The sequence below is a fragment of the Cellvibrio sp. 25HG11W-0 genome, from assembly GCF_057815475.1.
This window is the reverse complement of record NZ_CM174230.1, coordinates 2,717,648-2,732,148: the sequence shown is the minus strand read 5'-3', so window position 1 is coordinate 2,732,148 and position 14,501 is coordinate 2,717,648. Positions and strand designations below refer to the sequence as shown.

General features: G+C 46.6%; 11 protein-coding genes. 9 read left to right on the top strand and 2 right to left on the bottom strand.

From position 1 onward, the window contains the following. Position 1 precedes the first annotated feature (1 nt). The 4 genes from AC0KUT_RS11530 (at position 2) to AC0KUT_RS11515 (ending at position 4,448) form a co-directional block, all read left to right on the top strand. Positions 2–1,615, top strand: a complete 1,614-nt coding sequence (locus tag AC0KUT_RS11530) for an ABC transporter ATP-binding protein (protein WP_488830038.1) — start codon at positions 2–4, stop codon at positions 1,613–1,615. Positions 1,616–2,038: 423 nt separating this feature from the next. Then, entirely contained in the window at positions 2,039–3,016 is a 978-nt protein-coding gene (locus AC0KUT_RS11525) for an HPP family protein (RefSeq protein ID WP_488830036.1), read from the top strand. A gap of 229 nt (positions 3,017–3,245) precedes the next feature. Then, positions 3,246–4,055 carry a peptidylprolyl isomerase gene (locus AC0KUT_RS11520; RefSeq protein WP_488830034.1) on the top strand — a complete coding sequence of 270 codons (810 nt, stop codon included), beginning with the start codon at positions 3,246–3,248 and terminating at the stop codon, positions 4,053–4,055. Between the two features lie 27 nt (positions 4,056–4,082). Next, positions 4,083–4,448, top strand: coding sequence for a hypothetical protein (locus AC0KUT_RS11515; RefSeq protein ID WP_488830032.1), 366 nt, complete (start codon positions 4,083–4,085; stop codon positions 4,446–4,448). A gap of 125 nt (positions 4,449–4,573) precedes the next feature. Here AC0KUT_RS11515 and AC0KUT_RS11510 read toward each other — a convergent pair whose 3' ends face one another. Both AC0KUT_RS11510 and AC0KUT_RS11505 read right to left on the bottom strand, forming a co-directional pair. Further along, entirely contained in the window at positions 4,574–5,326 is a 753-nt protein-coding gene (locus AC0KUT_RS11510; RefSeq protein WP_488830031.1) for a TIGR04219 family outer membrane beta-barrel protein, read from the bottom strand. Positions 5,327–5,451: 125 nt separating this feature from the next. Beyond that, a complete protein-coding gene (locus AC0KUT_RS11505; protein ID WP_488830030.1) occupies positions 5,452–6,327 on the bottom strand; it encodes a LysR family transcriptional regulator in 876 nt (291 codons plus the stop codon). 131 nt (positions 6,328–6,458) lie between these two features. Here AC0KUT_RS11505 and leuC point away from each other — a divergent pair, with 131 nt between their 5' ends. The 5 genes from leuC to AC0KUT_RS11480 all read left to right on the top strand — a co-directional run bounded on the left by leuC (position 6,459) and on the right by AC0KUT_RS11480 (position 14,501). After that, positions 6,459–7,883 carry a 3-isopropylmalate dehydratase large subunit gene (gene leuC / locus AC0KUT_RS11500; RefSeq protein WP_488830028.1) on the top strand — a complete coding sequence of 475 codons (1,425 nt, stop codon included), beginning with the start codon at positions 6,459–6,461 and terminating at the stop codon, positions 7,881–7,883. A gap of 12 nt (positions 7,884–7,895) precedes the next feature. After that, positions 7,896–8,543: a 3-isopropylmalate dehydratase small subunit gene (gene leuD / locus AC0KUT_RS11495; RefSeq protein WP_488830027.1), complete on the top strand. Its 648-nt coding sequence runs from the start codon at positions 7,896–7,898 to the stop codon at positions 8,541–8,543. Between the two features lie 21 nt (positions 8,544–8,564). Further along, on the top strand, positions 8,565–9,641 hold the full coding sequence (gene leuB, locus AC0KUT_RS11490; protein ID WP_488830025.1) for a 3-isopropylmalate dehydrogenase: 1,077 nt from the start codon (positions 8,565–8,567) through the stop codon (positions 9,639–9,641). A 55-nt stretch (positions 9,642–9,696) separates the two neighbouring features. Then, complete coding sequence (asd, locus tag AC0KUT_RS11485) at positions 9,697–10,806, top strand: aspartate-semialdehyde dehydrogenase (protein WP_488830024.1); 1,110 nt, start codon at positions 9,697–9,699, stop codon at positions 10,804–10,806. A 365-nt stretch (positions 10,807–11,171) separates the two neighbouring features. Continuing rightward, complete coding sequence (locus AC0KUT_RS11480) at positions 11,172–14,501, top strand: motility hub landmark protein FimV (RefSeq protein ID WP_488830023.1); 3,330 nt, start codon at positions 11,172–11,174, stop codon at positions 14,499–14,501.

Here is a 14,501-nt window from a genome sequence, read left to right as displayed (position 1 = left end):
TATGAGCGTGCAAGCACTTTTAACAGTTGAAAATTTACGCGTCGTATTTAATACCCGTAATGGTCAAACATTGGCGGTAGAAAACTTATCCTTTTCGCTTAACCACGGTGAGGTTTTGGGGATAGTGGGTGAGTCTGGCTCAGGAAAATCCGTTGCCTGTTATAGTCTTTTGGGTTTAATTCCTATGCCGCCAGGCAAGGTTGAGTCGGGTCGTGCACTGTTTCATGAGCGCGACCTATTGCAAATGTCAGAAGCAGAATTGCGGCAGGTGCGCGGCAATAAAATTGCGATGATTTTTCAGGATCCTATGACGTGTTTGAATCCCTATATGCGTGTAGTGGATCAGTTAAATGAAGTGGTTATACAGCATAGTAAATTATCCAAGCAGGAAGCCCGCCAGCGTTCAATAGCTGCTTTGGAAGAAGTGGGTATTCGCGATGCTGAGGCGCGTGTAGATGACTATCCCCATCAGTTCTCCGGTGGTATGCGACAGCGTGTGATGATCGCCATGGCACTTATGTCTGAGCCTGAATTGTTGATTGCTGATGAACCTACAACCGCGCTCGATGTAACTGTGCAAGCGCAGATTCTTGCTCTCATTAAAGATCTCCAAAAAAATCGTGCGCTTTCCGTTATTTTTATTACCCATGATTTGGGTGTGGCGGCGCAGATGGCTGACCATATTTTGGTTATGGAAAAAGGGCGCATGGTGGAGCAGGGTGTCACTGCAGATATTTTTGAGCGTCCGTCCCAAGCCTATACACAGAAATTGTTGAGTGCTGTACTGACGAGCGCGAAACCTACACCTAGCTTGGCCAAGCTCGATGAGGCACCCTTGGTGCAAGTGAATCATTTAAAAACGTACTTTACCTTGACGGCAGGATTCTTCGTGAAACGTATTCTGCAACAAACCAAGGGCGTTGACGACGTCAGCATTAAAATTCATTGCGGTGAAATTGTGGGCTTGGTGGGTGAGTCAGGTTCAGGTAAATCTACCTTGGGGCGCAGTATTGTTCGCTTGCTCAGCGCACAAGAGGGTGAGGTTATTTTTGAGGGGCGCGATATTCTCAAACTTTCCGAAGCAGAGTTAAAAAGCTCGCGACGCGACTTCCAAATGATTTTTCAAGACCCTTATGCGTCGCTCAATCCGCGTATGACGGTATTCGATACGCTCGCAGAGCCATTGCTGACTCATGGTTTGGCAAATAGAAAAAATGTAGCAGAGCAGGTTAATGCGCTGATGGACGATGTGGGTCTTGAGCGTCGTTTTATTCGTAAGTATCCCCATGAATTTTCCGGTGGTCAGCGGCAGCGTATTGCTATTGCCCGTGCTATTGCGCTAAAACCAAAACTGATTATTGCCGATGAACCGGTTTCTGCGTTGGATGTGACTATACGCGCGCAAATTTTGGCACTGCTCTTGAAGCTTACGCAAAAACATAATCTTACAATGTTGTTTATCTCGCACGATATGTCAGTTGTGCGTTATTTGTGCGATAGAGTTGTTGTAATGCAAAAAGGTAAGTTGGTTGAAGAGGGGGAGACGGAAGCTCTGTTTACGAATCCACAAGCTGCCTATACACAACAATTACTGGCTGCTATTCCTAAGTTGTAGTTTGGTTGGGTGTTACTGAGTCCCTATAAGGCTCTGTACAATTTTTAAAAATTCGCTTAAGTTTGGTCGCCTGGACTAAGTGTCTCCCATTCTCTCTAGCGCCTTCACATTAATCCATCCTCAGAAATATAATTGATTCATCGCGTCTGAGGTGCGGGCCTCAGTGTAGCAGTGCATCGCACTGCTTGTTGCGTGTCATACAGCGCAATTGTCGGCGGCTCTTCACAATATGCGTGATAGCTGTTACGAAGGTTGCTGGTGCTGCTCATCGTAGTCATTCTTAAATTGCATATAATCTGACCCTCTAAAATTAATTAGAAATTCGTTTAAAGCTTGCCTCTGTAGTAAAGACCGCAGGTTTTTATTGCACCAACTCGAACAAGGCCCTAGTCTGTGCGCTTATTTGGTGCGAGGTGGGCTGTGATGTCTAAACATCTTTTTCATGAAGTGCGCTTGTTGTTAGGTATAGAGCGTAATACTACGGGTAACAGCGAAAAGCTGATCTCAGCGCTAGGTGCATTTTTTGGGATTTTGTGTGTCTACTGGTCTATGCGTTGGTGTTTCCCCCATGGATTTATGCATACCGCAGGTACCCTGATTATGGTTACTTCAATGGGGGCGAGTGCGGTATTGCTGTTTGCGGTCCCCCAAGGTGCCTTATCTCAGCCTTGGGCTTTAATTGGCGGTCATCTACTTTCCGCATTGGTAGGTGTTGTATGCCAACAACTTTTTCCTGATAGAACCTGGACCCCAGCATTAGCGGTGGGCTTGGCGATTGGTGTTATGCACTATTTGCGTTGTATTCATCCGCCGGGTGGCGCCACTGCGTTAGCCGCGGTTATAGGCGGTGCCGAGATTCACCAATTGGGGTTTTATTATTTACTGATGCCGGTTGCATTTAATGTATTAAGTCTTTTGGTGGTGGCTGTGCTGTTTAATGCGTGTTTTTCTTGGCGTCGTTATCCTGCTCATCTTACTCGTCGCGTCCTTGTTAAACCGAGCCAAGCTGCGGAACGGCAGTTTGAATTGACGCAGGAGGATTTTTCGGCCGCGATGGAAAGCTTGAATTCTTACATGGATATAACGAGTGAGAGCCTTACTCAACTACTTGAGTTGGCGAAGCAGCATGCCGAAAAAAATATTACTCACCCCAAACATATTCGAGCAGGACAGTTTTACAGCAATGGAAAGCTGGGGAACTTGTGGAGTGTTCGCCAGGTCATAGACGCTGCAGATAATGGTGACCCAAATAAAGATCAAATTATTTATAAGGTAGTCGCAGGTGCAGGTGGTTATGTCACAGGAATCTGTTTGCGTTACGAGTTTCAGCAATGGGCTAGATATGAAGTAATGGCTCAAGCTAATGGGCATTGGCTTAAATATCAAGATGAAGATACTTAGCCTTTAAAGGGCATAAATAAGAGGTACAGTGCGCCTGCCTGAGGGGTGAGGTCATTGTGTATCCTATGCCCTTATCAGTTGCAGATTACAAACTCCTACAAATTAGCGTTGGGTAAGCGTAGTAATACAGGCTAAGATGCGGCCTTAATTAACATTTAGGGTGCTATTGCTACTCTGTGCGCCTTTGGATTCATTTAATTCACCTGAAGATATTGTCACGAGGTTTTCCATGGTTTTTACCAAGTGTTCACAACAGTCCATTACGTTTATTAAGCAGGCATTAACGACGACGGGAGTTATTGCTAGTTTGTTTTTTGCGCAATTTAGCTCTGCGACCACGGTACAATTTCAAACTGTTATGGGTGATTTTGAAGTTAATCTCTACGATAAAACTACACCGGAAACAGTTAAAAACTTTCTTGCTTATGTAAATGCAGGAGCCTACACCAACGCTATTATTCATCGTTCGGTTGCGGGCTTTGTGGTGCAAGGCGGTGGATTTACTTATACGGGTACCTTGCCGCCCACGAGTATCGCGCAAAATGCCGCGGTAACAAATGAACCTGTGTATTCCAACTTGCGCGGTACTATCTCTATGGCAAAATTGGGTACTTCGGCAAACAGTGCTACTAATCAATGGTTTTTTAACTTGGCAGATAATAGCGCTAATCTCGATAAACAAAACGGTGGCTTCACAGTATTTGGCCAGGTCACTGGTAATGGGATGGGAATTGTAGATGCGATGGCGGCGTTAAATCGCTTTAATATGGGTAGCCCATTTGATTCGATTCCACTGCGTAATTACACCGCGACTGATGCAACTAACAATGCGCCTATTACTGACGAGCAATTCGTCGTTATTCTCGGTGTGGTGGTCTTAGACGCAAACCCTGATACAGCCGCAAATTTAAATCCGACCAAAAATACACTACTTAATCAAAAAGACAGTGGCAGCAGTAGTGGCGGTACTCAAGGCTGGTTGTTGATTTTGTTGGCAATGCTTGCGCTGGGGCGTAAAAGCCTATTGAATAAAGGCTAATTTGAACTCTAGCGAGGAATGGCCTAAATGATTACCTATTTTTATTGGTTTGTTGTATTGAGCGTTACACTCTTTGTGTTTCTGGGTGTGGGACGCTATTTGAAATGGAAAATAGGTGCTATTGGGGCATTGTTGGTGTTTTTAGTTGGCTGGGGAATGTACGTGTTTCACTATGAGCAGTCCTTTGTTAAAAACTATGGCGGTGTTATGGCTGTTACGGTTCCTGATGGCCAAATGCATATGCAGGCCACGTGGAAGGATGATAATTTGTGGATCGAAAATTATGATCCTGCGACTAACCGCTGTATTTTCAGTGAATATTCTAAAGGTAGCTTGCTGGAAGGCAAGGTGACAATTAAAAATTGTAACCCCTTAATGCCAAAAGCCGAATAGGTTTTTTTAGGATTATGGTTGTTGACTAAAGCCTGATTCTCTCTTGCATATGCATCCCGAATGCATTGTGCAATAAGAGAATCAGGCTTTTTTATTGGGTCACTTATAGCGGCTGATGCTTGACGTTAAAAATGAAAAACGGCAGCAGCATATGGGCCGCGTAATTCAAGATTCACATCATCGTCGTTGAGTTTAATATGAGCTTGTTTGTAGCCCAGCTCTATTCCAAGATCCAGCGCGGAATCAAACATATAACCTATTTTGGCGGAGTAGTCTTGGAGGATGTTGCCGTCATAGCGAATGGCGTTGCCTTCAAGCCCTGCGGAAAAGCCGGTAAAGGGCAAGTCAAATTGAAAGCGTGCATAGACTAAAGGTGCCGTTGCATCTACATCAATATTCTCTGCACTGAACGCACTCTCTGCTTTTACATAACCTGAGTATTGGCGCAGTGTTACACCTAAATCAAGGTTAAGCCAGTTATCGAGAAACTCATAGTAGAGGGTTGCATCGGTGTAGCTTAAGTCAAAGTCGGTGGTGACATTTTCGCCCATAATAAAATCCGTTCCGCCTAATTCAAAACTTTTTTCGATAGTAGCGCTTTGACGGCTACTTAGGTCGTTTTGTTGCAGTTTTAGATTGGGCAGAAAGGGTATAGGGTGCTCTATCGCGATGTAATAAAAGCTGTTGTTTTTTTCATCTACGCCTAGCTCTTGGGTGGTTAAGGCTGGCTTGCCAATATCGCCGTCGTATTCGGTTTGCCAGGCGCCGGCGCCGGCATAAATGCCAAATACAGTATCTGCTTGCAGTGTGTGGCTTGTGGCAGCAAGGCCCAGAGCGGCAATAAGGCTGAACAAAGGCTTATGGCAAAGTGTTTTCATGGTGAATGTCCTGAGTGAGCGGTTGATTTAGTAATGAGGTAATTGTAGCTGCTATCTGTGTTAATTCTGTTAAGCGGGCCGCGCGTATGTGCAAGCGGCGGTAAAAACCACTATGAGTGGTGAGATTAATCGTGTGGTGTCGTTTTAATCAGCTGCAAGAATGCGCGGGCAGCATTGTTAAGGCTGCGCTGTTGGTGATAAATACAGCCTAATGGTCGCTTAATGACGGTTTGGTCAACATCCAATACAGTAAGTTGTTGATCGATTAGGTTGCTGGGGAGTACTCCCCAGCCTAACCCAATGCTCAGCATCATTTTGATAGTGTCTAAATGATTAGTCGCCATGGTGATGTCGAGGGCTTGTCCCTCATTATCAAATAGCGTTTTAATGAGTTGTGTGGTGTAGGTGTTGGTGTCGGGCATTATGGCCTGATGGGGGCTTAAGTCTGCTAGTTGTAATTTTTTTCGTTGCGCCAAGGGGTGGTTTGGCGCTGCGACAAATTGCAGTTTGTCGTGCCAGAGGGTATGGCTGTTAATGCGTGAATCTTGCTGCAGCGCCAGGGTGATGATTGCTAAGTCGAACTTGCCTTGAAGTACAGCTTGATAGGCTTGCTCTGAGTCTAAAAAGTGTAAGTCTAACTTTACTTGGGGATGGCGCTGCGCAAAAGTTTTTAAATAGTTTGGTAAGTAATGCAACCCAATATGATGGCTGGTTGCAATGCTTAGTTTACCTTGTATGTCACCTCGTAAATCAGCGATAGCTTGCTGCGCTGCCAGCACTTCTCCCAGTATTAGTTTTGCCTTCTCCAAGAGTAGGTGCCCTGCTTGCGTAAGAGCAATTTGGCGGCCTATGCGATCAAACAGTTGTGCTTTAAGTTGTTCTTCTAGCAGCGCAATTCGTTTGCTGATGGCGGGTTGCGTTAAATGCAGGCGCTCGGCAGCTGCTGAAAACGAGCCGGTCTCTGCAATAGCTACAAATGCGTGAAGATGTTGAGTGTCCATAGCGGCATTTTTATAGTATTCCTGTGTGGAATGCAAACTATAAAAAAGATAAATTTGTTTTATGGGTTTGTGCCCCGTAGAATTGCGCCATTAGACAATACTTCTTCTCGTAATATTCGGAGATTTACCTCATGACGGCCAAAACCCTGTATGACAAGCTTTGGGACGCCCACTTGGTGCAAGAGCGCGATGACGGCTCGGCGCTTATTTATATTGACCGCCACATCATTCACGAAGTGACATCGCCCCAAGCGTTTGATGGTCTGCGCTTGGCGGGCCGTAAACCTTGGCGTGTGGATTCCATATTGGCAACACCCGATCACAATGTGCCGACCACTCAAAAAGAGCGTGCGTTTGGCGTTAAAGGTATTGAGGACCCTGTGTCACTCATTCAAGTCCAAACCTTGGATGACAACTGCGATGAATTCGGCATAGTTGAATACAAAATCAACGACAGCCGCCAAGGTATAGTGCATGTAATCGGCCCAGAAACCGGCGCTTGTTTGCCCGGTATGACTGTAGTGTGTGGCGATTCCCACACGGCAACCAATGGCGCCTTAGGTGCTTTGGCGCATGGTATAGGTACTAGCGAAGTTGAACATGTAATGGCAACCCAGTGTTTGGTTGCCAAAAAAATGAAGAACATGTTGGTGAAGGTAAATGGCGTTTTAGGTTTGGGCGTTACCGCTAAAGATGTGGTTTTGGCTATTATCGCCAAAATCGGCACCGCCGGTGGCAATGGTTGCGCCATGGAATTTGGTGGCCAAGTGTTTCGCGATATGAGCATGGAAGGGCGCATGACCGTGTGCAATATGGCGATTGAAGCGGGCGCGCGCGCGGGTATGGTAGCGGTAGATCAAACCACTATCGACTATGTGGAAGGCCGCGCCTACGCGCCCAAGGGTGATGTCTGGAAAAAAGCCGTTGCCGATTGGCGCAATTATGTGAGCGATGAAGGCGCGCACTTTGATGTGGTGGTCGAATTAAATGGCGCCGATATCAAGCCGCAAGTGAGCTGGGGTACATCGCCCGAAATGGTGGTGTCGGTAGAAGATAAGGTGCCGGACCCGGCGCAGGAAAAAGATGCAGTGAAACGTGAAGGTATGCTGCGTGCACTTCACTATATGGGTTTGCAAGCGAATCAAGCGATTACCTCTATTAAGTTGGATCGCGTGTTTATCGGCTCCTGCACCAATTCGCGCATAGAAGATATGCGCGCGGCTGCGGCTGTAGTTAAAGGTCGCACCAAAGCCGCTTCGGTAAAAGAGGCGATTGTAGTGCCAGGCTCTGGCGCGGTTAAAGCGCAGGCAGAAGCTGAAGGTTTGGATAAGATTTTCATCGCCGCTGGTTTGGAGTGGCGCGAGCCGGGTTGCTCCATGTGCTTGGCGATGAATGCGGATAAGTTGGGCAATGGTGAGCACTGTGCTTCAACATCCAACCGCAATTTTGAAGGCCGACAAGGCTACGGTGGCCGCACCCATTTGGTAAGCCCAGCTATGGCTGCAGCGGCGGCAATTGCCGGTCACTTTGTCGATGTGCGTACATTTGTAAATTAAGAGGAGCCACGCATGAAAAGTTTTACTGTTTTACAAGGTTTGGCGGCTCCTATGGATCGCGCCAATGTCGATACTGACATGATTATCCCCAAGCAATTTTTGAAGTCCATTAAGCGCACTGGTTTTGGCAAAAATTTGTTTGATGAGCTGCGCTATATGGATGAAGGCAAGCCGGATCAAGAATGCACTGGTCGCCCAATTAATGCTGAATTTCCGCTTAACTTTCCTCGCTATAAAGGCGCGACAGTTCTGTTGGCACGCGAAAACTTTGGCTGTGGCTCCAGTCGTGAACACGCCCCCTGGGCGCTGGATGATTACGGCTTTCGCTGTGTAATTGCCCCAAGCTTTGCGGATATTTTCTACAACAACTGTTTTAAAAATGGTTTGTTACCCATCATCTTAAGTGATGCAATTGTCGATCAGTTGTTTAAAGAAATGTACGCGGCAGAAGGCTATGAGTTAACAATTGATTTGGCGGCAAAGCTCGTTAAAACACCAAGTGGCGAAACCTTTGCGTTTGAGGTGGATGAGTTTCGCAGGCACTGCCTGTTAAACGGTTTGGATGATATAGGTCTAACCCTTGAGCATGCCGATGCGATTCGCACTTACGAAGCTAAAAAGCGCGAGTCGGCACCTTGGTTATTTGATGTAGTTAAATAGATTTTTTTGGGAGAGAGCACTGTGGGAAAGCATATTTTAATTTTGGAAGGCGATGGTATTGGCCCCGAAATCGTGCGCGAAGCGCGCAAAGTACTTGATGTTGTGAATGAAAAATTTAGTTTGGGTTTAACCTTTGAAAATGAACTGATGGGTGGTTGTGCAATTGATGTGCACGGTGTGCCTTTGGCGGATTCAACCCTTGAGCGCGCCCGCCTTGCGGATGCCATTTTGCTCGGTGCTGTGGGCGGCCCTAAGTGGGATAAGTTGGATCGTTCGATTCGCCCAGAAAAAGGCTTGCTGAAAATTCGCTCGCAGTTGGGTTTGTACGCTAACTTGCGCCCGGCACTCTTGTATCCTCAATTAGTAGATGCGTCTTCGCTAAAGCCCGAAGTGGTTTCCGGCTTGGATATTTTAATCGTACGCGAACTGGCGGGCGGTATTTATTTCGGCGAGCCACGCGGTATCCGTATTTTAGAAAACGGCGAGCGCGAAGGTTACAACACCTATAAATACAGCGAGAGCGAGATTGTTCGTATCGGTCGCACTGCGTTTGAAATGGCACGTAAGCGCGGAAAGAAAGTCTGCTCAGTCGATAAAGCTAATGTGCTGGAAGCGACAATGCTTTGGCGCGAAGTTATGGATGAGCTGCACAAAGAATATCCTGACGTAGAGTTGTCGCATATGTATGTAGATAACGCGGCTATGCAGTTGGTGCGTGCACCTAAACAGTTTGATGTGTTGGTGACGGGCAATATGTTTGGCGATATTTTGTCTGATGCGGCCGCCATGTTGACTGGCTCTATAGGTATGTTACCGTCAGCTTCCTTGGATAAAGATGGTCGTGGTATGTATGAGCCTTGCCACGGCTCGGCGCCGGATATAGCGGGCAAGGGCATTGCTAATCCGTTGGCTACCATTTTGTCGGTGTCAATGATGCTGCGCTACTCGCTAGCAATGCCGGACGTGGCGGATGCCATCGAAGTTGCTGTGGGTAAAGTGTTGGATCAAGGTTTCCGCACAGCGGATATTTATGTTGAAGGTACGAAGAAAGTGTCTACCTCAGAAATGGGTGATGCAGTGGTAGCGGCTTTGGTGTAGGGGGGATCCCCTCGGCGGCAATCAAGTTAATACATTTAAATGAGTGAGAAATACAATGAAAGTAGGTTTTATCGGTTGGCGCGGTATGGTAGGTTCGGTTCTTATGGAACGTATGCAGGCAGAGAGCGATTTTGCCGACATTGAGCCTGTATTTTTCACCACATCCAATGTGGGCGGCGCAGCACCTGCGGTAGCCAGCGGTTTGCCTGCATTAAAAGATGCGTTTGCTATCGAAGATTTAAAACAATTGGATGCCATTGTCACCTGCCAAGGCGGCGACTACACCAATGAGGTTTTTCCGAAGTTGCGCGCTGCGGGCTGGAAGGGCTACTGGATTGACGCGGCCTCTAGTTTGCGCATGAAAGATGACGCCATTATTGTACTTGATCCCGTAAACCAAAGTGTCATCAAAGACGGTCTCGCCAAGGGTGTAAAAAACTACGTCGGCGGCAACTGTACTGTTAGTTTGATGCTGATGGGCTTGGGTGTGTTGTTTCGCGAAGGTTTGGTGGAGTGGGTGACCTCCATGACTTATCAGGCGGCATCGGGTGCTGGTGCGCAAAATATGCGTGAATTGATTTCACAGATGGGTGCCTTGCATTCATCTGTTTCGGACAAGCTAGCTGACCCGCGCTCTGCGATTTTGGAAATCGATCGTTTGATTGCTGAAACCATGCGTGCAGATGCATTCCCAACTGATAACTTCGGTCATCCTTTGGCGGGTAGTGTTTTGCCCTACATCGATAAACAATGGGAAACTGGTCAAAGTAAAGAAGAGTGGAAAGGCCAGGCTGAGACTAACAAAATATTAGGCCGTGATGGCAACCCAATTCCAGTTGATGGTTTGTGTGTGCGTGTAGGTGCTATGCGCTGTCATAGTCAAGCATTGACTATCAAGCTGACGAAAGATGTACCTATTGCTGATATTGAAGCATTAATTGCTAATGCGAACCCTTGGGCAAGCGTGGTGGCTAATGAGCGCGAGAGCAGTTTGCGTGAGCTTACACCTACTAAAGTGACAGGCACTTTGAATATCCCTGTAGGGCGTTTGCGTAAAATGAATATGGGTCCGCAATACCTGTCAGCCTTTACTGTTGGCGATCAGTTGTTGTGGGGTGCGGCGGAGCCTTTACGTCGCATGTTGCAGATTTTAAAAGAGGCCTAGGCTTCGTTGGTAGTCCAATAATCTGAGAAAATCGCAAACCCTGAGTTTTTACAAGACTCGGGGTTTGTGCTTTTTATAGCTTTAAAGCTGATTAATGCAGATTTAAATGACTGTCTTTTTTCACAAAATTGCCAGTTGGTAAGAAAAAATAGCCAAAAAAGGCCTTGCGGTAGGTATTTGTCAAGACCCCAAGTATTGATAAAAAGCTATTTATAATGAATACTTACAGAAGATACTGAAGATACATTCGAGGTTTGATCTACACTAAAACCCGCTACTGCTCAAATGCGGTAGTTGTATTTCTTAACTAATATGCCTAGCTAATCAAATTATACTAGGCCGTGAAATAATAAAAGGATCGCGCTATGCGTCTTCGTCAGTTGGTTTTAGCCTGTGGTTTTTCCTCGTTAGTGCTATCGCATTATGCCAGTGCCTTAGGCTTGGGTGAGGTTACGCTCAAGTCAACACTGAATCAGCCGCTTTCAGCGGAAGTCAAATTATTGGATACTCGCGACCTCAGCGCTGAGCAGATTCTTGTAACCTTGGCTGCCCCTGCTGATTTTGAGCGCAATGGTGTCGACCGTTTATTTTTCTATACTGAATTACAGTTTGAGGTTGTCTTGGATGCGCCAGATGGCCCTAAGGTATTGATCACCTCTCGTAATCCGGTGCGCGAACCCTACATGAACTTTTTGATCGAAGCGCGTTGGACGGCAGGTCGGTTGTTGCGTGAGTACACATTGCTGATGGATTTGCCTACCTTTGCGGAGGATCAAGGTACTCGCGCAGTAGAGTCATCCACCGCAGGCTATAAGCCTCAGTCAAATAATTATGCTACACCCGCCAGACCGGCGGCTCGTCAGGCATCCAGCCCAAGCCGTTCTGTGGCTCCAGCCCCAAGTTTGAGCGGCGATGAGTATCAAGTAAAAAGTAATGACACCCTGTGGGAAATCGCACAGCGTATGGGTTCCGGTAGTGTGCATCAAAATATGATGGCGCTCTACAAAGCAAATCCCGATGCGTTCATCAAGGGTAATATCAATCTTCTTCGTCGCGGCCAAGTGCTGCGTGTTCCTACAGCTGATGAAGTTAATTCAATTTCACGACGTGAAGCTGTGAGTCAATTTGCTCAACAAACTAATGACACCGCATTGGGTGCTCAGCTGAATGCATCGCGACGCGATTCTGTGAGTCGGTCTGAATCGACGGGTGTGAGTGGCCGCGTTAAGTTGGCAGCACCAGTGTCTGGTGCTGCACGCTCGGGGCAGGGTAGCGGCGCTAATGATGGTAGCGGTAAAGCATTAGAGTCGGAGTTGGCTACGACTCTCGAAGAGTTGGATAAATCTAAAGCTGAAAATAGTGAGCTAAGCTCGCGCGTAAAAGAGCTGGAAGCACAAATTGATACTATGGAGCGCTTGGTAGATGTGAGCAATGAAAAATTGCGCGCACTTCAGGTCGCTGCCGAACAACAAGGGCAGGCGGTTGCGGCAAATACTGCTGAGCCTGTAGTTTCTATTGATGAGCCAGCTGTTGCCAATGTTGAGCCTGTTGTTTCCGAGCCGGAAGTAGAGAGCAAGCCTGTCGCGGAAGAACCAGAGGTCAAGCCTGTCGTAGCTCCACCTAAACCAATGGTACAACCACCTGTACGTATTCCCACCATGGTGGATAAGTTAAATGATAATGCTCCTTGGCTAGGCTTGGGGGCTTTAGCTTTGGCTGTGGCTGGGTTCTTGGTTTATCGACGTCGCAAAGAAGCAGCGGAAGAAGATGTTAGCTTTGAAGATGAAGCCTTCACTGCAGATGCTAGTTTTGATGAGCCCACGGAAAACCTAGGGTCAGATTTAGAGCTCGATGAACCAAGCGCAGATCTATTTGAGGAAGATGAGCAACCTGTTGAGGCTGAAACAGGAGATGTGGTTGGTGAGGCGGATATTTATATTGCTTATGGCAAGTTAGATCAAGCCGAAGAGATGTTGTTAAAGGGATTGAATAAAGATCCTCAATCGGCTGATATCCGTTTGAAATTACTTGAAGTTTATGCGCAGCAAGAAAATGCAAAAGAATTCGATAAGCATTATGCGGGCTTGTTGCCTTTGGCAACGGGAGCTGTTTTAGCGCGGGCTTCAGAGTTGCGTGCAGGCATTGCTGGTGCAGGCGAGTTTAATCCGGAAAGTTTTGATGTTTCTGCGGATGATGATTTGTTTGCAAATTTAACCGCAGATGATGTGAAAAGTACTAGTGCTAATTCCGCGTCAAGTGCTGAAGACTTTAATGTAGATGACTTTCAAATTGATGATGATGCTTTGGCGCTTGATGAGCTGGAGGCAGATAGCCTAGGCGACGAGTTGAATTTTGATTTGGACTTGAGTGATGACTTTGTTGCGCTTGATGCTGACAGTGATAGCGCATCCGCATCAAGCGCTACTGAATTGGCAGAAGAAACCCTAGATTTTAACACCGATGATTTAGATCTTGATTTTGAAGGTGAAGATGAGACCCTCGATGGTGCTGATGACTTGTCTGCGCTGTCATTAGCATTGAGTGAGATAGATGCTGAGAAGCCAGAAGCGGGTGAGGATATTACGGCGACTGATTTAACCGATGACGAGTTCAGCTTTGATTTAGATGATGACTTATCGTTAACTGATGACTTGTTAGTAGTCGATAGCGCTAAGCCAGCAGTCGCAGTAAAGGAAGAGCAGTTGGATGTTGCAGCGGATGATTTCGATCTTGATAAAGATGTAAATGAAGTTGATCTTGCTGCACTTGATCATGAGATGGAAAGTCTCGACTTTGAAATGGACGATGACCTAGAGTCACTTGCTTCCGAGGAGGGGCTTGCGCTTGATTTTGAAGGAGAGCTTGATCTTGAGGAGGAGCTTGATCTTGAGGAGGAGCTTGATCTTGAAGAAGAGCTGGCAGATTTTGAATCTGCATTTGATGAAGATACTGCTTCGGTTGGTGAGAGCCTAAAGCATAGCGGTTTGGTGCTTACTGATGATTTGGACGTTGCGTCTGTTGCTAGTTCGCCTGTGGATTCTGCGTTAGACGATGATTTTAACTTGGAGGATGAAACCGAACTCGATCTTGCAGATACGGATGAACTGGAAAGTGTTGATCTGGTAGATGTTGACGCTGAATTGATTTCTAGTGCTGAAAAGGCGCTGGAATCTGATGCCTCTACTGATGAGTTGGATGAACTCTCTTTCGATTCAGAGCTCGCAGGTGATCTGGATGGCTCACTAGAGCTTAATGTTGATGAAGAACTTGCGGTTGATTCGTTTGATTTGGAAGATGATGATGTTGCCGATAGTCTTGCAGAATTAGCTGCGGGTTTGGATGAAACAGAAGCTGACACTGCGAGCAATGAAGTAGTTGCTGAGGATGAGGCATTAGAAGAAGATTTATTTGCTCAAGCATTGTCTGATTTCTCTGATGAAAACACAGAGCTTAATTTAGACGATTTTGATTCTAGTGATACTCAGCTGGCTGATTTATCAGATGAGGATATGGATTCCGAGTTGGATTATCTTGCCGATGCTGATGAGTCTGCTACCAAGTTGGATCTGGCGCGTGCTTATATAGATATGGGTGACATAGACGGCGCCAAAGATATTCTTGCTGAGGTGGTCAGTGAAGGCACTGAGGAGCAGCGTAAAGAAGCCACCGGTTTGCTGGGTGGCATAGACGCATAA